Origin of the sequence: Peribacillus frigoritolerans (assembly GCF_030676415.1) — a bacterium.
Lineage (GTDB): Bacteria > Bacillota > Bacilli > Bacillales > DSM-1321 > Peribacillus > Peribacillus frigoritolerans_A.
Window position 1 is genome coordinate 27,382 of the sequence record NZ_JAUUTW010000036.1, and the last position, 22,089, is coordinate 49,470.

The following is a 22,089-nucleotide window of genomic DNA, read 5'->3' on the forward strand; positions in this document are numbered from 1 at the left end:
CCTCCCATGTCCTATCGCCATTGCCCGATATACTTTAAACGGGCTGGCTTCCGCTTGTCCATTTGCCTTGCAGAGTCAAGCCGACAAATTAGCAGGGAGCCGCAGTCTTTGTTACTATTAATGGTAACATTATCATTTCGCATGCGTCTGCAAAGGTCATATAACATTGATCGTGAGTCCAGCAATGGCAGCAGACCATCCGGGGACCGCGTTTATTAGCATGATGTTGTCCTATCTCCTTTGTTAAAGGGAAGGGCAATTGAAATTCACCATGAGCTTGAAAAGTATCATGTTCAAAGGAGATGGAATCTATGAAAAGTTGGAGATCTTCTGTGACTCTATTTTCTTCTTTTCAATGGTTGTTTTTTATTTTTGCAAATACAGTGGTAGTGCCAATATCGATTGGCGCAGCTTTTGATCTTCCTCCCAATGTTACGGAAATGACCATGAGAAGCTCGCTCATTTTCACCGGGATCGCTTGCGTGTTTCAGGGGTGGAAGGGGCATAAGTATCCACTTATGGAAGGTCACTCAGGTCTATTATGGGGAGTGATGTTGAATTTAGGGTTATCTGCACCATCCATAGGGCTCGGTTATGCTGAGATAGGAGGGGGAATTGCTACTGGCCTCATTGCAGCTGGTGTCGTGACCCTCATTATTTCTGCCTTCAACCTGATTTCTTATGTCCAGAAGATTTTCACTCCCATGGTCATGACGGTTTATTTATTCCTTCTGACGTTCCAGCTCATTTTTGTCTTTTTTAAGGGGATGCTGGGGATTACGGAGAATGGGGAAATTAACATCCCGGTCAGTTTCCTATCAGTGGGGATTGTACTTTTAGTAAGTATATTAAAGATAAAAGGACCAAGGACCATAAGCAATTTCTCCATATTGATCGGGATTATAGTGGGATGGATTTTTTACGAGCTGCTATTTCCGGAGGCCGGGGGAGAAATGGGATCGACGGGTGCCGCTTTTTCATTTTTCCCATTAGGTGCTCCAAACCTTGAATTCGGGATAATAGCGATTTCCTTTTTTGCAGGATTATTGAATTTGTGCAACACGTTCGCTTCCATTCAGGCTGCATCGGAATTAATCGGTGATGAAGCTGAACACAAGCAGTATCGAAATTCTTTATTCATGACTGGCGGTTTTACCATTCTCGCTCCGTTGCTTGGCCTTGTTCCGTATACACCTTTTACTTCATCCATCGGGTTTTTGCAGAGCACTCAAATATATGAGCGGAGGCCCTTCTTACTTGGAGGCATGTTATTGGCCATAATTGGGCTCATTCCTCCTTTCATCTCTTTCCTGGCCACGATGCCGATAACAGTCGGGAATGCAGTATTGTTCGTTGCTTACCTTCAGCTGTTCGGTACGGCTTTCAACAGCGTCAAGGGTCAGCATTTCACTTCAGACACGATATTCAGGCTTGCCGTACCAGTATTGATTGGAGTGAGTTTGATGAACATCCTGCCTCATGCATTTTCGAACGTTCCCACGCTTTTACAGCCCTTTTTGACGAATGGGCTCATAATGGGCGTATTGATATCAATCGTGCTGGAAAAATCGGTAAACTGGAATCGTTATGAACAATTGCAGAACTAATGTGATTCCGAAAGTAATGGCCATACATAAAGGGTCCTCCCATTGAAATAAGGAAAACGAAAATGCCAAGTGACTTTTAATGACTCAATTTAAGAGGCGATCATGAAAACCGGAAGGGTGTTAATCTTTTGGTTTTCTGTTTTTCATTTATCTTTTAATGTGAAATTAGGCGTTTTAATCAGTGGCAATACCCACTCCCCTGACATATTTTGTTGGAGGGAGTATTTGATGTGGTGTTCATTCCCTGACCATTTCGTTACGGCTTCCCTTCTATTCCAAGCATTACCTTATAAATAATACATGGAGGTTATATAAATGAATGAGTTTCAAAATCAATTGCAAAACCTGAATGTCGATGATTTCCAGGTAACTCAGCCAGTTCCGTGGGAACAAAACCAGTACAATTTGGATGATTCGTCTCGACAATTCATTGGTGTGGGTGGTTGCTTTGGTTGTTTTGGCTGTTTCTTGTGCTTTGGTTGCTTTGGTTGCGGTCGCTGTGGCCGTTGTGGTGGATGCGGTCGTTGTGGTGGATGCGGACGTTGCGGACGTTGCGGCCGTTAAGGTTTCAGGTTCTAAAGAAAAGTCCCTGCGGTGCAGCAGGGACTTTTCTTTATTGTATTAGACATAAGAGACAAATTGTCGTACATAGAATTAATGTGAAGTGCTAATAGCAGTACTTAGAATGCTTCGGGTTAGGAGGAGCGGAATGGTGAATTTGACCCCTTCTATGCGTTTAAAAGTGAAAAGGGATACGTTTTTTCTTCCGGAACCAAACAGAGGTGTGTATTTCAGGAATAACATAAGTTCGTTCCGTATGGAGGGCAGCACGATCGTCCAGTGGATTGAAAAGTTATTACCGATGTTCAACGGGAACCATACATTAAGCGAGTTGACCGATGGATTGCCTGGCCCATACCGGAACAGGGTGATGGAAATCGCCGAGGTTTTGTACCGTAATGGGTTTATTCGGGATGTAAGTCAGGACAGTCCTCACCAATTAAGGAATCAAGTTCTTGAAAGGTATGCTTCGCAAATTGAGTTCCTGGAAAGTTGCGGCGATTCCGGGGCTCACCGTTTTGAAGCTTATCGAAAGAAAAAGGCGTTGGCAATAGGCTCTGGTCCATTGTTCCTTTCATTGGTGTCCTCACTGATTGAATCCGGATTGCCCGCATTCCATATCTTCATTACGGACACGGTACCGACCAATAGAAAAAGGTTGAATGAAATCGTGGCACATGCGCGTAAGACGGACAACGAGGTTGTCATAGAGGAGGTCGTGCTTGAAAAGGGAGCAGAGATTGAATGGCAGGAGATCGTGCGGCCTTTTGATTCGATATTATATGTGTCACAGGAGGGTGATATAGAGGAATTAAGAGACCTTCATTCGGTTTGCAGGCAAAGGAAAAAGATCCTGTTTCCTGCATTGATCATCAATCAAGTAGGCATGGCTGGTCCGCTTGTCCATCCGGATTCCAAGGGATGTTGGGAGTCAGCGTGGCATCGTTTACATCAAGCCGAGCTGGAAAAGAATCAGGCACCATCATCTTTTTCCGCCACAGCCGGAGCGATGTTAGCCAATATAATGGTATTCGAATGGTTTAAAGACACTACAGGCGTTACGACAGCAGAACAAGCCAATCAATTTTATCTGTTGGATCTGGATACATTGGAGGGAAAATGGCATCCGTTCATTCCCCACCCGGGGGTGACGGGAAAAGGGACAGCTGCCTGGATTGAAGATTTTGATCAGCGGCTCGAACAGAAATCGGACCCGAGTGAGCCGGGGAAGGTGTTTATGTATTTCAGTCGGTTGACATCATCGGAATCCGGAATCTTTCATAGATGGGATGAGGGAGATTTAAAACAGCTGCCGTTGGCTCAATGCCGTGTTCAGGTTGTTGATCCGCTGTCGTCCGGTCCGGCCGAACTACTCCCCGAAATTATCCGTTCAGATCTGACGCATGAGGAAGCGAGGAGGGAAACCGGTCTTACAGGAGTTGAAGCATATGTATCCCGAACACTCAGCCAGCTCGTTGCGACTCTTCCTCCGCTTCAGGGGGCAGACGAAATAAAGGAATCAATCGGTGTCGGGGCAGGGGAAACATTTGCTGAATGTGTTTGCCGTGGTTTGCAAAGCAGTTTGGATACAGAGTTTGGCAATAAGCGGTTCAACCAGGAGAAACTTGTGACGGTGCAGTTGGCTCAGGTGGAAGATGAGCGCTGCAGGTATTATTTACAAGCGCTGACGCGGCTACAAGGAGATCCGATCATCGCGTTGGGTGAGGAAGTGTCAGGTTTCCCGGTAGTTTGGGCAGGAACGAGCGACGGCTGGTCCGGCGCTGTCGGTTTGAATGTAACGATCGCATTACGGAATGCGTTGCAAAAGGCTGTCATGAAAGTTCAAAACCAGACCGTTTGCCTCACAGCTCCAGGTTTAGTGGCATCGCCTGTTCTTGAGGAAGAAAAGATGCCCCTGAATCTTGTGATTCCTTCGTGCGGGGTGAAAGGGAATTCCGAATTAGTACAGTCTGCCATTCAAGTCTTGAAGAAGAATAGTAAGCGAATCTGTGTTTTCGAATTAAATCTGGAACCTTTCTTGAAGGAAGAAATTGCAGGAGTGTTTGGGGTGTTTTTGCGAGAGGAGGAATCCGGGTGAAAACTGACGTATTGGTTGTCGGTGAAGGAGTGTTGGCCGACCATGTTCATGGGGACCTGTCCGGCCAATATCAGGTGAATCGCCAAACCGATTTCGAGGCAGGAATCCCGCAAACGACGGCTATGGTCCTTCTGCTGCAAGATGCTTGGAATCCCGCTGTCCATTTAAAGGCGGAAGAGGTGATAAGGCAAGCGGGCATTCCGTGGCTGCGGGGGTTCGTATCATTTGGAGAGGGAGTGGTAGGTCCGTTGGTGCGCCCGGGTGTTCCTGGCTGCTCACAGTGTGCGGACCAAAGGCATCTCATGGCCGGGCGTGATCGAAAAGAAATGTGGGGAATCCGCCAACAGCTGCAAGAAAATGGGGGGATAGAGCGTGATGCGGCGGCATCCCGCACAGGCCTTTTACAGATGGCCCACTTGATTTGTGCAGAGGTAAGGAAGGCGATGAAAGGAGAGCGCGCCCGTTCGGAAGGGCATGTATCTTTAATCAACCTGAAAACGCTGAATGGTTCGTGGCACTCATTTTTACCAGATCCATTGTGTCAGGTTTGCTCCACATTACCTGATGACTCGAAGGAGCGTGCCAGGATTTCGTTGCAGCCAAGTCCGAAAATCAGTCCCGACAGTTACCGGACCCGTTCAATGGAGGAGCTGAATGAAGTTCTGGCCAAGGATTACTTGGACCACCGCACAGGTTTCTTGAATAATAAAATGATAGACCTTGTGCCGCCATTTGCCGATGTAAGTGTTAATTTGCCTTTATTCATAGGAGATGAGGGGGCGGCAGGCCGTACCCTCTCATATGCGGTCAGTGAGATGACTGCCATATTGGAGGGTTTGGAAAGATATTGCGGAATGGAGCCCCGTGGTAAACGGACAGTCATACATGATAGCTACAACAACCTGAAAGATTCTGCGCTCGATCCCATCAGGATAGGGGTACACTCGAAGGGAAATTATGCACAGCATGATTTCCCATTTCAACCGTTTAATCCTGACCGCTCGATAGATTGGGTGTGGGGCCACTCATTTTTGCAAGAGCGGCCGATCTTGGTCCCGGAATTGCTTTCCTATTACAGCTTGGGCTGCGGTCATGGATTTGTCTATGAAACTTCCAATGGCTGTGCTTTAGGGGGAAGTTTGGAGGAGGCCATTTTCTACGGCATCATGGAAGTGGTCGAACGTGATTCGTTTCTGCTGACCTGGTATGCGCAGCTGCCCCTCACACGTCTTGACCCTTATTCTGCAAATGACAAAGAACTTGAGCTGATGATTGACAGGGCGAGGGCGGCAGCGGGATATGATATCCATTTGTTTAATTCGACAATGGAACATGGTATACCGAGCGTATGGGCGCTGGCCAAAAACAGGAAACAAAAAGGATTGAATATCATCTGTGCGGCAGGGGCCCATCTGGACCCGGTCCGGGCTGTGAAAAGCGCGGTCTTCGAGTTGGCTGGCATGATGCTGACACTTGACGATAAATTGGAAGAGAACCGGGATGAGGTTGAGAAAATGCTGCATGATTCCTCACTGGTACGGAAAATGGATGATCATGGAATGCTGTACGGTTTACCGCAAGCCGAAGAGCGACTGCAGTTCCTGCTGGATGATGACCGCCCGATGCGAACATTCGCTGAAGAATACGGGGAAAAGATGAACCATCCGGACTTGACGGAAGATTTGCAGAAAATCCTTCAGGAGTTTCGCCGATTGCAACTCGAGGTGATTGTGGTCGATCAGACAACACCGGAAATTGCACGGAATGGATTACATTGCGTGAAAGTGCTGATCCCGGGGATGCTGCCGATGACATTCGGCCATCATCTTACCCGCATAACGGGGCTTGAGAGAATACTGAGGGTTCCGATGGAACTTGGATATGCTGAACGGCCGCTTGATTTCGAACAGCTCAATCCGCATCCGCATCCTTTTCCATAAGCGGTGACTTAGGAGGTTGGAGGATGAGTCTAGAGGCATTTTTGCACAATTTGCATTTTGATATCGAAAAGGCAAGTCCGCCGGATTGGGAAGTGGATTGGGATGATGCACCGCTAACGTATAAGCTTTACCGTAACTTGCCTGTTTTTCCACTATCACTGGAGGTGCCGCTGACGCTCGAGGGGGGCAGTGGGCCTTCAAAGCAGGACCTCGAAGGAATCGGTCATTTCCTCTGGTATGCATATGGCCTGACCCAAGTCAGTCAGGTACCGAGTTCCTCGGAATCTGAGGACCTCATGCAGTCATTCCGGCGTTTTCCGCCATCAGGGGGAGCTTTGTATCCAAGCGAATTGTACGTGTACTTGAAGATGGAGGGATTACCTGCTGGCGTATACCATTATGATGCGGCACACCACCGGTTGGTTTTGCTGCGGGAAGGGAATTTTGATTCATATGTAACAAAGGCTCTTGGTGGAACCATTGATATGTCCGCATGCTTGGGCACGGTTTTTGTATCGACGATGTTTTGGAAAAACTTCTACAAATATAATAACTTTTCATACCGTCTGCAAGGTCTGGATGCAGGCGTGCTTCTTGGACAGTTGCTCGAAGTGGCGAAACGGTTTGGAATCGCCGCCGGGGTGTGCTTCCAATTCCTTGATCGGGCCATCAATCATCTGCTCGGGCTTTCGGAAGAGGAAGAGAGCACGTATGCGGTGATCCCCTTATCGGCAGAACCTTCTTTTAGATTTAAAGAAGAAAGGAGTATGGATCGACCTGTCACTTCAACGGAATTATGCAGGGAATTGAAGGATATTCAGCCTGTACACTATGTTCGGTCGCAAAGAATCAGGGAATTTCCGATGTTAACTAAAATGAATGAAGCATCCATGATCGGATCCACCCAATCATTCCGGCGGATCCATCCAAAGAATCGGGAAGAATCCGAAGGACATATTGTAGCCCTTCCTATCGTAAAGCGGTTGTCCTATGATTTGGCATCAGTTTGCCGGAAGCGATTTTCACCTGAAATGGACTTCGCACTCGGGAAAATCAGTCAATGGCAACTGGCTGCTCTCCTGCAGGAGGCAACCGCTTCGTTCTCCTATCGAAATGACTTGTATGGAACAAACAAGAACAGCGAACATCGTGTTTCCTTATATGCTTGTTTGTATAATGTGGAAGACATTCAAGATGGTGCATACCATTATGACAGCACGACACATTCATTACGTCAGATACAATCAGGAGATCATCGGCTCCGATTGCAATACGGAATGTCCCTCGATATCATGAATTTTCAGCAAGTGCCGATCTGCATACATGTAGTTGGTGAGCGGGATCATTCCAAAACGCAACTTGGGTATAGAGGATACCGCATCCAGCAAATGGAGGCGGGGATGCTCGTTCAGAAATTACTGCTGGCGTCGTCAGCCCTCGGAATGAACGGGCACCCGCTGCTCGGCTTTGATGTGAATATGTGTGATGAAATTTATAAGATAGGCGGTCCGCAAAGGAAAACGAGCCTGATCCAAATCCCGATCGGACACTATCGAAATCGCCCTTGGCTGAAGGGGAGCCTGCATAGTTGAAGAAGATGAAACGAAAGCCTCCATTTCATTTGAGATGGAGGCTTTCGTTTTTATTTTGTAGTACGGCAGAGTGCAATAATCTCTGCTGAAGATTATACTGAAATAAGAGGTTTTACTACTTTTGGGAATGAATAAGTATATAAAGTTAATAATTTTAACTAAACATTTTAAAGGATGTAGCTTATGGAATGGAAAACGGACAGAAAATCCAAGAAGCCTTTATATAAACAAATAGCAGCTTACATCGAGAGTGGCATTGCTGATGGAACATTTTTATTGGATAAGCCGCTGCCGTCTGAACGCTTCTTGGCAAGTGAACTGGGAGTTAACAGGAGCACAGTTGTTGCGGCTTATGATGAATTGGAAGCAAATGGGATGGTTGAACGAAAAAAAGGAAGCGGAACAATGATCAGCAAGGATATCTGGGGAATTACCCGAAAACGTATCCCTAGTTGGAATAGATATATCGAAGCGGGTTCTTTTTTGCCCAATATGCCTGTAACCCAAAGAATACGTAAAGTGACGGAAGGGCATAACCTTATTAACTTAGCTAGTGGGGAGCTTTCAGAAGACTTATTTCCAGTCCAGTCCTTACGTGAAATCATTTCCAATAGGTCCTTCATTGGTAGCTTAGGTTATGATCACCCTCAAGGCAATGCGGTTTTAAGGGAAACGATAACCAATCATGTTAAACAGTATAGGAGAATTGACACGGATCCATCTTCTATACTCATTACTTCTGGTGCACAGCAAGCCCTGCATCTGGTGGTCCAATGCTTGTTAAAGCCAGGGGATGCCGTTGTATTGGAAGATCCATCATATAGTTACAACCTTCCCATCTTTCAATCCGCGGGTCTAAGAATTTTTCCTTTGCCAGTTGATAAAGATGGCATCAACCCAGAGGAATTACTGGAACTCCATAAAAAACATCGGATCAGGATGATTTTTTTGAACCCTATATTTCAAAATCCTACAGGAACTGTCCTTCATATCAACCGCCGTAAAAGGATTCTTGAACTTTCATCCGAATATGGAATACCGGTCATAGAAGACGATCCTTATAGTTTAACTTCCTTTGCCGGGGAAGAAATTTCCACTCTTAAATCGATGGACAACAACGGAAATGTTTTATATATAAGCTCTTTGTCAAAAATTGTTGCTTCCGGTTTAAGAATTGGGTGGATTATTGGACCGAAATCAGTCATAGATAGACTATCGGATGCTAAGCAGCAGGTTGACTTCGGTCATGGCTCATTCACTCAATGGATAGCAAACGATTTTTTGGATTCAGAGTATTTTCCTGCCCATATTGCCGGCTTAAGGGAGCAGCTGGAAAAAAGAAGGGATGCAATGGTTTCGAGTCTTCAACAATTCCTGCCAAAAAAAGTTGATTATTATTCGCCAAATGGCGGAATTCATTTGTGGTGTAAGCTGAAAGTGCCATTGAACGAAATAAAGTTACTGGAGGAATCTATCAAAAGGGGAGTCATATACGTTCCGGGTTCAACGCTAGGTACAAATAGGGAATACGTACGTTTTACTTTTGGAAGGGAAAATGAGGGTTCCATTCACGAAGGCATCAAGAGGTTTGCAGAGGCGGTAAAAAGTTTATAATCATATGCTTGGATATTCACAAGAAAGAGTCATGATGATTCCATGATTCCAGACTGTAGACAAACTTGTTCGGTTTGCCTGCAGTTTTTTAATTAAAAAGTTCCGTTGATTTCAGAAATCCGCTCCCTTTCCGCTGACTGTCTGCCAAGCCGCATCAAAGCAAGCGCCTGTGGTGTCTAGGCTAGCCAGTAATTCGGCAGGAGTGTCGCAAATTTCTTCAAACTAATGAGGGTTTCTCCATATAAAAAGTAAAAAAACATGAAGGATAACCAGGTCTTCTTTAAAATCATGGTTCAGGATGAGACCATATCGAACCATGATTTTAAAACAAAGTTGATTGGAACGTAAGGTACGAGACTCCTGCGGGAAAAGCGCGTCGAAGGGAGACCCCGCAGGCGAGCGCCGAGGAGGCTCCCGGACCGCCCGCGGAAAGCGAGTGCCTGAAGTGGAAATCGACATCTAAAAATTGTAACCATATCCGAGGGGTTGAAGGTCTTTTTTGTGGATACAAGTTAGGCATTAGTTCCTGCAATCCGTGGTATCTTAGGGATTTCTTCAGTGGCGCTTTGCGCTTTTCTATGGATATTAACGAGAGAATTCAACAAGTGGATGGTTGAAATTTCACTTGATTGGATGGTCCTAAAATTGGTTGTTCTTTTATTATAGAGGGGAAGGGTTTTACTAATATATTTACTCAGTAAACACAAAGAGCGATCTACATGTAATTTTGCGATCTCTTTATGTAGTAAACTGCGAAATGCGATGAGAATCGGAATGATTTTATGGTTCAAGGAAATAGATAATAATATTGGGAGGCGTTGAATCATGACGATAAGTGTAATATTAGTAGTAGCCATTAGTTTAGTTGCTCTGGTTGGTACCCTTTCATTAACGGGGAAGAGTGATAGTGATTATTCTGCAGCTACGAGAGGGAATTTGTTGAATCTTAGTTATATTTATATGGGTCTCGCCCTAGTATTAACTGTGGGCATCATCTACTTCGTAATAAAATCAGCCTAAGATACCGTGAATGAATATATAATAGTCTATCAAAACGAATGGAAATGTGAATTTGTTCACAAATGTGGCAAAATATGAACGAAATGAATCTGATCGATACCTTGAAACAATACCTTTGTAAGCTGAGTGAACAATCCTTTCGACATAATTATTAATGAAAAATATATAGATGAATCATTAAATATTAGTGTAGCGGAGATGATCAAATATGACATGGCCTGTATTGATTTTGACAATTATCTTAAGTTTGCTTAAATTATTAGTTACCTGTCTTCCAACCGATGCCGTGAATTGGATTATGAGTAAATTTAAAATACATGCAGAAATTAGTGACGCGGATGCAATCGTGACCTTTGATGGAAAACGTTTGGAAGGTGAAGATAAAATTCAAGTGCTTAATTATTTTAACGAAGCTAAGTTTTTGAAAAAAAATCATATATTTCCTGGGAACGAGAAATTGTTTTTACATCCAGAGAACAGTGGGACTCCCATTATAATTGATGTAAAAAGAGGAAAAAACGATGTTAGATTATATGTGTACATTTACAACGACCATGTGGATGTAGTCAAACAGTACAAGAATAAAGTAGTTGCGTATAGTCTTCTTTCCGAGAGCCTTCAAGAACGTTCCATGCCTGTAATAAGGAATTTAGTTTAAAAGGAATAAAAGTGAACTGCACTCCAATTGGAGATGCAGTTTTTTTTATGAAGAATAACGAAAAGGACCATCGCGCAGGTTCAGCTATATAAGCAAACTGATAACTTTCAGATGCCGAAAGTCAGTCGTTCTCGGTTAATACCTTTAAAGTCTTTTCCCTGATGCTTATCCTGTTTTTATAATCTTTAGCAACCAACTCTGTATATATTAAATCAAAAAGTAATAAGAGCGGAAGCAATGGAGAGATGTTTTGTCCCATATGCATGCTGTTCTTGCTCGTGACCAATAGCGATAGATCGCCAAGCTGTGCGAGCTCGGAATTCTTATCTCCAGTAAAGATCAAAATGCGCGAACCTTGCTTCTTTGCGATTTTAACTGCAGAAATCACTTCTTTCGTCGTTCCGGAAATGGAAATGCCGATGACAACACTATTCTCGTTACTTAAAGCTGCATCCATCATGGACTGATGGGGGTCTGTAATGGCTTCGACAGTTAAGCCGATACGAAAGAACTTGGACTTGAACTCCTGGGCCGCTATACCTGAACTCCCTATTCCATATACATGTATCTTATTTGCCTGTGTAAGGAAAGAGACAGCTTTTTGGATATTGTCATATGTCGTTATATGAAAGGTATTATCGATGATACCTAAGTGATCTTGATACAGTTTAGCGAAATAATCCACCTGCTTGATGTTCTTCATGTTTTTCGGCGTATTTCGGAGATCGACGAACCTTTTTAACTCATGCCTGAACTCATTAAACCCAGAAAAGGCTAATTTCTGGCAGAAACGCGTAATGGTTGCAGGTGAAATATGAAGCTTTTTAGCTATTTGACTGATCGTCAACTGACTTACTTCTTCAGGGCGCTGCAGAATATAATGGGCCAATTCTTCCTCTGTTTTGGTGAACTTGTCCATGCTGCACTCTATGCCATATATGAGGTTTTCTGCTAGATATTCCATGTGATCACCCATTTCAATTTCTTATATGTATTCATAGTTTAATGTATCCATTAGGGACGTCAATAACCGGAGGAACGGAAACAGGAATATGAATCGAAAAAAAAAGACCCAAACTGTTTCCAGTCTGGGTCTTTTCATTACTATGTGCAATTTTCTATTCTTGGATGGCATCCACGAATCTTTTAGTGATTTGCTGCGGTCTGGTAATGGCACCGCCCACTACTACTGCATGGACATTCATATCCAATACAGAGCGAGCGATTTCTGGTGTTATGACATTTCCTTCAGCGATCACTTTCGCTTTTTTCACTGCTTTTACTATTTCTTTGAGCACAGCATAATCATCCTGATATATTTTATGGCCAAACGTTTCGTTCGTATAGCCGTATAGAGTGGGCGCTACAATATCGAATCCCAATTCGTCAGCGAATATGGCTTCCTCAATGGTGGATACATCCGCCATTAGTAAAACATCCGGATATTTTGCTCGTATTTCACCATAAAACTGTTTTAACGTTTTACCGTCCGGTCTTACCCGGGCTGTAGCATCCGTCGCAATGATTTCCGCTTTGGTTTCCATCAATGCATCAATTTCGGCCATGGTGGGAGTGATATAGACATCGTTTTGTCCATACACCTTTTTAATGATCCCTATGACTGGAAGGTCCACATTTTTCTTGATTTCCATTATGTCAGCTACAGAGTTTGCGCGAATGCACTTCGCACCGCCTTCTTTGGCAGCAATGGCCATGCGTCCCATAATAAAAGAGCTGTGCAGCGGCTCATTCTCCAATGCTTGACATGATACAATTAAGCCTTTGTGAATTTGATCCAGCACCTGTTGCATGTTTAACACGTCCTTATCGTTATCTATGTTCTCAATGACCCAAGTATTCTTCTACTTCATTTTTGATGATCGTTACTTGGGGACCGTAAACTATTTGAATGCCATTTCCTTTTTTTACGACGCCTTTTGAACCGGTTTGTTTAATGACGTCCTCTTTCACCAATGATTCATCCTTTACCGTGACACGCAGACGGGTTGCACAGCAATCGACTATATCGATATTTTCCTGTCCGCCTAATCCATTAACGATGGTCTGGGTTCTCTCTGATGCCGTTACTTGTGTAACAGCGGCCTGTTCATCATCTTCACGGCCGACCACTTTCAAATTCTTTTTCCTGATCAAGAATTTAAAAGTGAAGTAGTATAGGAAGAACCATGGAATGCCGACGAGAAGTACATAAACCCAGTTTGTTTTACTGATACCCTGGAGTATCCCGAATAAAGTAAAATCAATAAATCCTCCAGAAAAGGTTTGACCGATCGTGATATTGAATATATCTGCCATCATGAAGGCAAGCCCGTCAAATAAGGCATGAAAAACATAAAGGATCGGGGCGACAAATAAGAAACTGAATTCAAGCGGTTCGGTGATGCCTGTTAAGAAAGAGGTTAAGGCAGCTGAAAGAAGCAAACCGGCCACGACTTTCTTATTTTTAGGTTTAGCGCAGTGATAAATGGCCAACGCCGCGCCAGGTAAACCAAACATCATCGTGATGAACCGTCCGGACATGAACCGGGAAACACCCTCATAGTACTTAACAGTAGTTGGATCTGCCAGTTGCGCAAAGAAGATATTCTGGGTCCCGCTTACAATCTGCCCTTTAATCTCCATCGTTCCGCCTAAAGCGGTTTGCCAGAAGGGAAGGTAGAAAATATGGTGTAACCCTAACGGCCCGAGCATCCGTAATATGAATCCGTAAAAGAAAGTCCCGATCGTACCTGTACTCGTTACCAGCGCACCTAATTGGTTTATGAAAAGTTGGAAATAAGGCCATACGATAAAAAGCACGGCTCCAACCAAGATGGACGCGAAGGAAACGATGATGGGAATGAAACGTGAACCACCGAAAAAACCTAACACTTGCGGGAGCTGAATTTTATTATATTTATTGTGCAAAAGTGCAGCAACGATACCTACTACGATACCGCCAAACACTCCAGTCTCCAGTGTTTGGATCCCGACCGCCATTCCTTGTCCGGCACCTGCCAAATTCTCTTTGGCAAGTTCCCCGTTTATTTGAAGCAGTGCATTTATTGAACTGTTCATGACGAAATAGCCAATCATGGCTGCCAGTGCAGCGGTCCCTTTATCCGACCGTGCCAATCCTACTGCAACACCTACGGCAAAAATAACCGGCAAGTTGCCGAATACGATGTTTCCTGCAGAACTCATGATCGTGAAAATGGCCTGCAGCCAAGCAAAGTCTAAAAAAGGATAGGCCTCAACTGTATTTGGATTAGAAAGAGCACCGCCAATTCCCAGCAATAAACCTGCTGCTGGCAAAACGGCAATCGGGAGCATAAATGATTTACCGAATTGCTGCGCTTTCTCAAAAGCTTTCTTCATAAAAGTTCCTCCCTTATTTAACGAGCCTTTTGATACTCTCTATTTTTAATTGATCTCTACTAGCTATATTAAATCCGGATGATAGCGTTTTCAATACGATGCAAGGTTATATCAATTGTTTTCAATCTTGCGCTTATTTCTCTGAAAAAGTTTTCAATAATATCATGAATGGTTTGGCAAAAAAATTAAATCCAAAGGGGTAGAGGTGTATGCAGGAAAAAAATCGAGGATTGGCCCTGTTTACTCTCCTGGTGTTCCTTTTTTACCAGGGCCTTTACTTATCATATCCGTTACGTCATTTGAAGGCGGAAATATTCTGAAGTTCCCGCCAGAAGAGTTTTCTTTCTTTAAGATGGTACGAAAATATTTTTAATGTGGAAATGTTTTGGGTCGCTTTTAAAACGTCCATCCTTGTTTCAATGGCAGGCAACCTTTTGGCATTGTTACTGGGAGTGCCGGCTGCCTATGCATTAAGCCGATTTGATTTCAAAGGAAAAAGCGTGATTAATGCATTTTTCGTTTCTCCAATATTAATACCGGGAATTGTGCTGGGCTTTGCGTTTTTACGTTAGATTGTGGGGACTTATCAGCTTCCGATTTATGCGGCTCTGTTTGTGGGACATACTGTTATCATGCTGCCGTTCATCATCCGTATGATTTCTTCAAGCTTATCAAACTTTGGCTTTTCCATTGAAGAAGCGGCAGAGAGTCTCGGAGCCAGTAAATTGGGCACATTCTTTACAATCGTCCTTCCGAATATAAAATCAGGAATTCTAGCGGCAGTCATGATCGCCTTCTTGGAATCCTTCAATAATGTAGACATTTCAGTTTATATGACAGGACCTGGGGTAAGTACGTTTCCGATTCAGATGCTGACGTATGTAGAGAACTACTTCGAACCTACCATTTCGGCCATTTCCGTATTGCTCATGTTCATAACGGCTTTCTTCATGTTTATAGTAGAACGGCTCATGGGATTGTCTTATTACACAAAACGATAAAGGAGGTAATGATGGATGGCTTTATTCACTTTACAAGATATATCAGTAGCATATAACAAACAGAATATATTAAAAGATTTCACTCTCGAGATTGAAAAAGGGAAACTGGTATCCCTTCTTGGCCCGAGCGGCTGTGGGAAAACGACGACCCTGCGTTTCATTGCCGGGTTTTTACAGGCGAACGAAGGGAAGTTTTTATTCAAGGAAAAGGACTATACGAAAGTGCCCGTCAACAAGCGGAACTTCGGCTTTGTGTTCCAAAACTATGCATTATTTCCGCATTTGTCGATATTCGATAATATTGCATTCGGTCTCCGTCTGAGAAAGAACTCTAAAAGTGAAATTGAAAAAAAAGTAATGAATGTGCTCGAAATCGTTAATTTAAAAGGATTTGAAAAGAGATATCCCCAAGAGCTTTCCGGGGGGCAAAAGCAGCGGGTTGCGATTGCCAGGGCGCTGGTGATTGAACCGGACATCCTATTATTTGACGAGCCATTGAGTAATCTTGATGCCAACTTGAGGGAGAATATGAGAGTCGAGATTCGCCGTATCCAACAAGAGCTGGGAATTACAACGGTATATGTTTCCCATGACCAGGAAGAATGCTTTTCGATATCCGACCAGGTGGCGATCATGAATAAAGGGGTCATCGAGCAGCTTAGTGACCCTGCGACCATTTACAAATATCCTGAAACCAAATTTGTCGCAGACTTCATCGGCTTCAAGAACTTCATTGACTTCGATAAGCGGACAGATCATGAAGGTAAAATTGAACTGAACAAATCTGGATACTCATTTGTGCTGCACAAGGATGCACAGATGACCAATTCAACGGGAAAAATAGGCGCCATCAGGCCGGACGATCTGTTGATCAGGGAAAAAGATAACACTGGAGCTGTCCAGGAAAATAGCTTATCTGGCCGAGTTAAGGTAAGTACCTATCTGGGAAGAAGCTATCAATATGTCGTTGAAACCCCAATAGGGGATTTCACTGTGAACAAGGAAATGGCGGAATCTTATCGGACGGGTCAGGAAATCATCCTTGAAATTCCGAGAAACCAGATGGTGCTTGTTGACTAGCTTAGGAGGGTAAGTTATGCGAATGGATATGCTTGTAAGAGATATCTACGTGTTTAACAGCTATTTAAAAAGATTAAAGGGAATGCAGCCATCAAGGATGGAAAGTTCTATTATATTGGAGAACGGGAATTGGATGCCTTCGAGAAACGGAAAAAGAACCACTCATCCTCCCAAGATGGCAATGGTTCTTCTTCTGACAATTAATTAAGTTAGTTGTGATCAACCACTCTTGCTAGTTGTCAGCCTCATGTTAGCGCATGAGGCTGTTTTTAGTTTTTGTTAATATAAGGAACACACCCGGATTTTAAAGTGAATATTCAGATACTGAAGAGGGAGTTACTGAAGCATTACGGCTGATAAAGTCAATATCCATTTTTGTTTTACATGAATAGATTCGAAGGATAGCCCAAAATGGGAAAAATGAATTGACTCTTTCTTACTGATATGGTATGTTAATTCCAATCTAAGAAAAGGTGTGGTGTTTTATGTCGGGAGTAGGTATCAACTAATTTAGTTGAATAAGGTATTTAATCACTGATTGGTCAGTGGATTAAGTATGCCTTTTTTCACAGTGCAACTCTGCATTGTGAATACCTACCTTAAGACTGCTTCCTTTTCCATAAATCGTGTAACATGCAGGTGTTACGGCGAAAAGCATGGTGGGATTTGTCCTATCATGCTTTTTTGTGTACGCAGGTCTATTCGAGCTGCCCAATTTGTTATCGATTTTAGGTACTTATCTATAAGATAAGGCCGATGCCCGCAGGAGCTTTCTACTCAAATGGCTTGTTCATTTGTAAAGGTAGGGGGACCATTGCGGGCATTTTTTGGATTCGGGAAATTTAATCACTCACTCATTCAAGGAGGATCATTAGATGAATACAATGACTTATGAAAAATTACAATATACCCAACTCAAGGAAATGGTGAAAAACCATTGCGTAAGCGGTTTAGGAAAAGCGTTATTGGATCAGCTTAAGCCGAGCAGCCGTTTGAATGTCGTTAAAAATCGTTTGAACGAGACAACTGAGGCAAGGAACTTACTGAATGCGGAAAGTCATATTCCCTTAAAAGGCATTTCACATATTGGACTCCATATCGACAAACTGGAAAAAGGAATGATTTTGGAGCCGGCAGAGTTAGTGGCGATAGCGGACTTCTTAAGAGGCTGCAGGAATATCAAGAAATTCATGACCGATAAAGAGTTCTTTGCACCAACACTGCATTCCTACGCCCGCTCCATGACTGAATTCAGGAGCATTGAAGAAGAAATCCAATTCACCATAAAAGGAAATGCTGTTGTTTCCGAAGCCAGCAAGGATCTGAAACGGATCAGGAACCAAATCATCAAGACAGAAAGTAAAATAGAGGAACGGCTGAATAAGTTCTTGAAGAGCGGAGCCAATAAAGAGTTCATACAGGAATTTTTCATCAGTAAAAAGGATGATCGCTACACCATCCCGATCAAAGCCTCCTATAAAAACCAAGTGGCCGGAACGATCGTGGAAGTATCTGCAAAAGGGGCTACCGTGTTCATTGAACCTGCCTCTGTAACGAAATTGAACGTTGAATTGGCCAGTTTAAAAGCGGAGGAATCGATGGAAGAGTATCAACTTTTGGCCACATTATCCGGAACGGTTTTCGAACAGCTGAAACCGATCAAGATAAACATCGAGTTAATCAGTCAATATGACATGATCTTCGCAAAAGCCAAGTTCAGTAAAAGCATGGATGCCATCGAACCGAAAATCAATGATCACGGTTATATTAAATTGAAAAGCTGTAAACACCCCCTATTACCGCAGGACAGCGTACCTTTGGATTTTGAAATCGGTAAGGACTATCGCAGCTTGATTATTACAGGCCCTAATGCCGGGGGAAAAACGGTCGTCCTGAAAACGATCGGCATCCTTACATTGGCCGTCATGTCAGGGCTGCATGTTGCCGGAAAAGAGGGGACGGAGCTTGCCATCTTCGATCAGGTATTCGTCGATATCGGTGATAATCAAAGCATTGAAAATGCACTGAGCACGTTTTCATCGCATATGAAAAACATCTCGGAAATCATGGGGGCATTAACCAATAACTCCTTGCTGCTGTTCGATGAAATCGGGAGCGGAACGGAACCGAATGAAGGAGCCGCATTAGCGATTGCCATCCTTGAGGAATTTTATCAAAGGGGCTGCATAACCATTGCGACCACCCATTATGGTGAAATCAAGCGCTATTCGGAAATACACAGTGATTTCATGAATGCGGCCATGCAATTCAACAGTGAAACACTTGAGCCAAAATATAAGCTGTTGATCGGTCAATCCGGGGAAAGCAATGCCCTCTGGATAGCCAAAAAAATGAATGTTCGTGAAAAGGTTCTGCAAAAGGCAAAGCTCTATATCGACAATAAAGAATACGACTTGGAGCGTGTTCAGGAAGGTAAAATCAAAAAGGCGAAGCCAGAGGCCGTTCCTAAGGAAGCATCTTATGAATATGAAGTCGGTGACAAAGTGAAGGTAAGCGAACTGAATGGATATGCAATCGTTTATAAGAAAAGGGATTCCTACAATAATGTCGTCGTTCTTTTCGAAGAAACCTTCAAGGAGGTTCATGCCAATAGGCTCGAGCTTGAAATAAAGGCCGTCGATTTATATCCTGAAGGCTATGATCTCAATACTTTATTTGTCAGCTACAAAGAAAGGAAATTGAACCGTGACTTAGAGCGGGGATCGAAAAAGGCGTTAAAGAATGTAGCAGCGGATATCCGGAAGAAGCTTGGTGAATAACTTGATGATTAATGAAATTGTAATATAGAGGTTGTAAAAACCGTCATCGGCAAGGTATGAGTTCTGTATGAACAGGGCTCATACTTTTTTGATTACTTTCTCGTGTGGATATACTCGTTCTAAAAAGGAATACATAATATGAGCGTACTGTTGTTTTTTTAGCAGTATGATCATTGTTAGGTGAGGTGAAAAAGTTTGCGGTTTTTTGCAGCTTGAGTTACAATCAATTACGGATATTAAAAGTCTGTAATAGTTTTAATTATGAGGTGCAACAACAATGAAGTATTCAAAGGCAACCAATTATGCACTACATACAATGGTGCATTTAACGATGGAACCAAAAGGTCAGACGGTAAGCGTGGATCAGCTGGCGTGTATGCAGGATTTGTCTCCGACGTACTTGTCGAAAATTTTGACGAAGCTTGTGAAGGCTGGATTAATTGAATCAGTACCAGGGGCAAAAGGCGGCTACAGTATTTCACGCCGCGCACAGGACATTTCGTTTCTGGATGTTATTGAAGCGGTGGAGGGTCAGTCGGTGCTTTTCAACTGTGCGTTTGACCATGACGAAAGCGAGTGTTTAATTGAGCGCGTGATGATCGAGGCGGAAGGCAACATGAAGAAAGAACTGGCTGGACGGACGATTCAAAGCATTGCGGAGCAGAGTCAGGAGACAAAAAAAGAAAAATGAATTTTTTTACACAAATTAAGGATATTAAGGGTCCTTAATAGATTTTATAAAAAAGGAGTGTTGCATGTGTTGGATTGTGTAATTATTGGCGGAGGTCCTGCAGGACTGAATGCCGCATTGGTCATGGGGCGTGCTGGACGGAAAACAATTTTGTTTGATGAGGATAAACCTCGTAACCGGGTGACGCAGGAGTCGCACGGATTTATCACACAGGATGGGGTAAAGCCGTCAGAGTTCAAAAAGCGGGCAAGAACGGATGTCCAAAAATATCCGTCCGTCTCCATTAAGGAGGAGCGGGTGGAGATTATTGAAAAAGCCAGTGGTGTGTTCCGAATTCAAACGAAAGGCGGAACGGATTACATGGCAAAAAAAGTGCTTCTCGCAACAGGTCTTCGGGATGTTTTGCCGGAGATTCCAGGCATACAGAATGTATACGGAACGAGTGTTTTCAGCTGTCCTTTCTGTGACGGCTGGGAGATGCGCGGCCAAGAATTGGCGGTGATTGCAGAAAATGAACGGGCTTTTCATATGGGAAAACTGCTGTCAAACTGGAGCGGTGATGTAATTGTGTTTACAAATGGCTATCAGGTACTTGATGAGGAGAAGGATATCTTGGCTCAGCAGCACGTGACAGTCGTGGAAGAAAAGATTGAAGGTCTTAAATCGAAAGGAGGGCAGCTGATATCGATCCGGCTGCAAAACGGAGAGGAAATCAAAAGGGAGGCAGGTATTGTGGTGACAGACTTGGTGCAGTCTGCTCCTTTTGCGGAACAGCTCGGCTGTGAGATCACTCCGAACGGCGGGATTAAAGTAGATTCATTTGGACGAACAACGGTTGAAGGGGTATATGCATGCGGAGATACATCCCTCAGCACGCCTTCTCAGCTGGTGATTGCGGCGGCGGAGGGCAATAAAGCGGCGGCTGGAGTCATCATGGATTTAGTTGAAGCTGCATTTCTTTTGGAGGCATAAAATCCTTGACTGCATAAGAGTATTTTTTGGCATAGGCTTCTGTTGAAGGTGTTATGGAGGCTGATGAAGTATTTTTTGCTGAAAGTTTTAGAGGTACAAAACCTTCTAAAATGCCAAGAAAATCTCCTAAAAAGAGCAGATTTTAAATAAAGAGAGCCAACATTTGTAAAGGAGATTGAAGTATGACGGAAATCTGGGAATCAAGTTTTATAGAAAATCAAATGATGTGGGGACTTGAACCTTCAGACTCTGCAATCTTGACAAAGGATTTTTTCCTTGAAAAGAAAGTTAAGGATATATTGATTCCTGGTATTGGATATGGAAGAAATGCCAAGGTTTTTACTGACAATGGAATAAATGTAACAGGTATTGAGATTTCAAAAACCGCGATTGAATTGGCAAGGCAAAATGGGCTTAATCTTAATATTTTTCATGGTTCAGTAACCGATATGCCTTTTGATAACAAACTTTATGATGGTATATTTTGTTATGCCCTTATTCACTTATTGAATAATCGTGAGAGAGATAAGTTTATTAAAGCTTGCTATAATCAGTTAAAGCCAAACGGATATATGATTTTTACTACTATTTCAAAAGAAGCCCCAATGTTTGGAAAGGGAAAACAACTGGGGAAAGATTATTTCGAGATAATGGAAGGAGTAAAAATGTTTTTTTATGATTCTGACTCGATAAAACAGGAATTTGGAAATTATGGACTGATAGAGTTTTCGGAAATTGTTGAGCCCCATAAGAATATGGAAAATAAACCTCCATTTAAATTTATAATGGTAAAATGTCAAAAAGGACTATATGCAAGATAGTGAATTGCTAGATAAGGTAAGGCCTTCAAGTGCTTACGCATTATTATCCATAAAAAGAGCATGTTTTGATCAATCATTTTTCAACACATACTCTTTTCTATTTGCTCGCGGCCGCCGACAAAGTGAAGATAGCGAACTAGTGGATATGCAAATGTTCATCGTATACATAGTCCTGTTTGCGGAAAAATCCTTCTTTGGTGCGAGGACGTGTATAAGGTAAAGCCGGTATGATTTCTTTGTTAAATAGGTAGCTTGTAATCGCTGGTGTTTTATAAG

The 22,089-nt window shown here is 43.2% G+C and carries 17 protein-coding genes and 3 pseudogenes; 16 read left to right on the forward strand and 4 right to left on the reverse strand.

Features of this window, described 5'->3' with window-relative positions:
* Positions 1-311 precede the first annotated feature (311 nt).
* The 8 genes from Q8G36_RS24000 to Q8G36_RS24035 all read left to right on the forward strand — a co-directional run bounded on the left by Q8G36_RS24000 (position 312) and on the right by Q8G36_RS24035 (position 11,090).
* Positions 312-1,607 (forward strand): uracil/xanthine transporter, encoded by a 1,296-nt coding sequence (locus Q8G36_RS24000; protein ID WP_305162347.1) that lies wholly within the window; start codon positions 312-314, stop codon positions 1,605-1,607.
* Between the two features lie 315 nt (positions 1,608-1,922).
* Entirely contained in the window at positions 1,923-2,171 is a 249-nt protein-coding gene (locus Q8G36_RS24005) for a heterocycloanthracin/sonorensin family bacteriocin (protein ID WP_305162348.1), read from the forward strand.
* A gap of 145 nt (positions 2,172-2,316) precedes the next feature.
* On the forward strand, positions 2,317-4,266 hold the full coding sequence (locus Q8G36_RS24010) for a putative thiazole-containing bacteriocin maturation protein (RefSeq protein WP_305162349.1): 1,950 nt from the start codon (positions 2,317-2,319) through the stop codon (positions 4,264-4,266).
* Positions 4,263-6,206 (forward strand): TOMM precursor leader peptide-binding protein, encoded by a 1,944-nt coding sequence (locus Q8G36_RS24015; protein WP_305162350.1) that lies wholly within the window; start codon positions 4,263-4,265, stop codon positions 6,204-6,206. Before Q8G36_RS24010 ends, Q8G36_RS24015 begins: the two co-directional genes overlap by 4 nt.
* A gap of 23 nt (positions 6,207-6,229) precedes the next feature.
* A complete protein-coding gene (locus Q8G36_RS24020) occupies positions 6,230-7,798 on the forward strand; it encodes a SagB family peptide dehydrogenase (protein ID WP_305162351.1) in 1,569 nt (522 codons plus the stop codon).
* A 183-nt stretch (positions 7,799-7,981) separates the two neighbouring features.
* On the forward strand, positions 7,982-9,412 hold the full coding sequence (locus Q8G36_RS24025) for a PLP-dependent aminotransferase family protein (protein ID WP_305162352.1): 1,431 nt from the start codon (positions 7,982-7,984) through the stop codon (positions 9,410-9,412).
* Between the two features lie 825 nt (positions 9,413-10,237).
* The gene (locus tag Q8G36_RS24030; RefSeq protein ID WP_305162353.1) at positions 10,238-10,432 is read left to right on the forward strand and encodes a hypothetical protein; all 195 of its coding nucleotides are present in this window, start codon (positions 10,238-10,240) and stop codon (positions 10,430-10,432) included.
* Positions 10,433-10,640: 208 nt separating this feature from the next.
* A complete protein-coding gene (locus Q8G36_RS24035; protein ID WP_305162354.1) occupies positions 10,641-11,090 on the forward strand; it encodes a YfmQ family protein in 450 nt (149 codons plus the stop codon).
* Positions 11,091-11,211: 121 nt separating this feature from the next.
* Here the strand turns inward: Q8G36_RS24035 and Q8G36_RS24040 are convergent, their stop codons facing one another.
* From Q8G36_RS24040 to Q8G36_RS24050, 3 genes are all read right to left on the reverse strand, one after another.
* Positions 11,212-12,054 (reverse strand): MurR/RpiR family transcriptional regulator, encoded by an 843-nt coding sequence (locus Q8G36_RS24040; protein ID WP_305162355.1) that lies wholly within the window; start codon positions 12,052-12,054, stop codon positions 11,212-11,214.
* A gap of 154 nt (positions 12,055-12,208) precedes the next feature.
* Positions 12,209-12,901 carry an N-acetylmannosamine-6-phosphate 2-epimerase gene (locus tag Q8G36_RS24045; RefSeq protein WP_305162356.1) on the reverse strand — a complete coding sequence of 231 codons (693 nt, stop codon included), beginning with the start codon at positions 12,899-12,901 and terminating at the stop codon, positions 12,209-12,211.
* A 31-nt stretch (positions 12,902-12,932) separates the two neighbouring features.
* The gene (locus tag Q8G36_RS24050) at positions 12,933-14,468 is read right to left on the reverse strand and encodes a maltose/glucose-specific PTS transporter subunit IIC (protein ID WP_305162357.1); all 1,536 of its coding nucleotides are present in this window, start codon (positions 14,466-14,468) and stop codon (positions 12,933-12,935) included.
* Positions 14,469-14,677: 209 nt separating this feature from the next.
* Here Q8G36_RS24050 and Q8G36_RS24055 point away from each other — a divergent pair.
* The 8 genes and pseudogenes from Q8G36_RS24055 to Q8G36_RS24090 all read left to right on the forward strand — a co-directional run bounded on the left by Q8G36_RS24055 (position 14,678) and on the right by Q8G36_RS24090 (position 21,813).
* Positions 14,678-15,469: pseudogene (locus Q8G36_RS24055) on the forward strand (ABC transporter permease).
* A 15-nt stretch (positions 15,470-15,484) separates the two neighbouring features.
* Positions 15,485-16,549 carry an ABC transporter ATP-binding protein gene (locus Q8G36_RS24060; RefSeq protein WP_305162358.1) on the forward strand — a complete coding sequence of 355 codons (1,065 nt, stop codon included), beginning with the start codon at positions 15,485-15,487 and terminating at the stop codon, positions 16,547-16,549.
* Positions 16,550-16,565: 16 nt separating this feature from the next.
* On the forward strand, positions 16,566-16,757 hold the full coding sequence (locus tag Q8G36_RS24065) for a hypothetical protein (protein WP_305162359.1): 192 nt from the start codon (positions 16,566-16,568) through the stop codon (positions 16,755-16,757).
* A gap of 667 nt (positions 16,758-17,424) precedes the next feature.
* Entirely contained in the window at positions 17,425-19,329 is a 1,905-nt protein-coding gene (locus Q8G36_RS24070) for an endonuclease MutS2 (RefSeq protein ID WP_305162360.1), read from the forward strand.
* Positions 19,330-19,606: 277 nt separating this feature from the next.
* On the forward strand, positions 19,607-20,020 hold the full coding sequence (locus Q8G36_RS24075; protein WP_305162361.1) for an Rrf2 family transcriptional regulator: 414 nt from the start codon (positions 19,607-19,609) through the stop codon (positions 20,018-20,020).
* Positions 20,021-20,086: 66 nt separating this feature from the next.
* Positions 20,087-20,992, forward strand: a complete 906-nt coding sequence (locus tag Q8G36_RS24080; RefSeq protein WP_305162362.1) for an NAD(P)/FAD-dependent oxidoreductase — start codon at positions 20,087-20,089, stop codon at positions 20,990-20,992.
* Positions 20,976-21,123, forward strand: a pseudogene (locus Q8G36_RS24085) (IS1595 family transposase); the annotation flags it as partial. The gene Q8G36_RS24080 and the pseudogene Q8G36_RS24085, both read left to right, overlap by 17 nt.
* Positions 21,124-21,174: 51 nt before the next feature.
* The gene (locus Q8G36_RS24090; protein WP_305162363.1) at positions 21,175-21,813 is read left to right on the forward strand and encodes a class I SAM-dependent methyltransferase; all 639 of its coding nucleotides are present in this window, start codon (positions 21,175-21,177) and stop codon (positions 21,811-21,813) included.
* A gap of 139 nt (positions 21,814-21,952) precedes the next feature.
* Here the strand turns inward: Q8G36_RS24090 and Q8G36_RS24095 are convergent.
* A pseudogene (locus Q8G36_RS24095) lies at positions 21,953-22,089 on the reverse strand (IS5/IS1182 family transposase); the annotation flags it as partial.

Bases quoted from the DNA above. Each gene is read 5' to 3' on its own strand.
- Q8G36_RS24000 (WP_305162347.1), top strand. From the start codon at position 312: ATGAAAAGTTGGAGATCTTCTGTGACTCTATTTTCTTCTTTTCAATGG.
- Q8G36_RS24005 (WP_305162348.1), top strand. From the start codon at position 1,923: ATGAATGAGTTTCAAAATCAATTGCAAAACCTGAATGTCGATGATTTC.
- Q8G36_RS24010 (WP_305162349.1), top strand. From the start codon at position 2,317: ATGGTGAATTTGACCCCTTCTATGCGTTTAAAAGTGAAAAGGGATACG.
- Q8G36_RS24020 (WP_305162351.1), top strand. From the start codon at position 6,230: ATGAGTCTAGAGGCATTTTTGCACAATTTGCATTTTGATATCGAAAAG.
- Q8G36_RS24025 (WP_305162352.1), top strand. From the start codon at position 7,982: ATGGAATGGAAAACGGACAGAAAATCCAAGAAGCCTTTATATAAACAA.
- Q8G36_RS24030 (WP_305162353.1), top strand. From the start codon at position 10,238: ATGACGATAAGTGTAATATTAGTAGTAGCCATTAGTTTAGTTGCTCTG.
- Q8G36_RS24035 (WP_305162354.1), top strand. From the start codon at position 10,641: ATGACATGGCCTGTATTGATTTTGACAATTATCTTAAGTTTGCTTAAA.
- Q8G36_RS24040 (WP_305162355.1), bottom strand. From the start codon at position 12,054: ATGGAATATCTAGCAGAAAACCTCATATATGGCATAGAGTGCAGCATG.
- Q8G36_RS24045 (WP_305162356.1), bottom strand. From the start codon at position 12,901: ATGCAACAGGTGCTGGATCAAATTCACAAAGGCTTAATTGTATCATGT.
- Q8G36_RS24050 (WP_305162357.1), bottom strand. From the start codon at position 14,468: ATGAAGAAAGCTTTTGAGAAAGCGCAGCAATTCGGTAAATCATTTATG.
- Q8G36_RS24060 (WP_305162358.1), top strand. From the start codon at position 15,485: ATGGCTTTATTCACTTTACAAGATATATCAGTAGCATATAACAAACAG.
- Q8G36_RS24065 (WP_305162359.1), top strand. From the start codon at position 16,566: ATGCGAATGGATATGCTTGTAAGAGATATCTACGTGTTTAACAGCTAT.
- Q8G36_RS24070 (WP_305162360.1), top strand. From the start codon at position 17,425: ATGAATACAATGACTTATGAAAAATTACAATATACCCAACTCAAGGAA.
- Q8G36_RS24075 (WP_305162361.1), top strand. From the start codon at position 19,607: ATGAAGTATTCAAAGGCAACCAATTATGCACTACATACAATGGTGCAT.
- Q8G36_RS24090 (WP_305162363.1), top strand. From the start codon at position 21,175: ATGACGGAAATCTGGGAATCAAGTTTTATAGAAAATCAAATGATGTGG.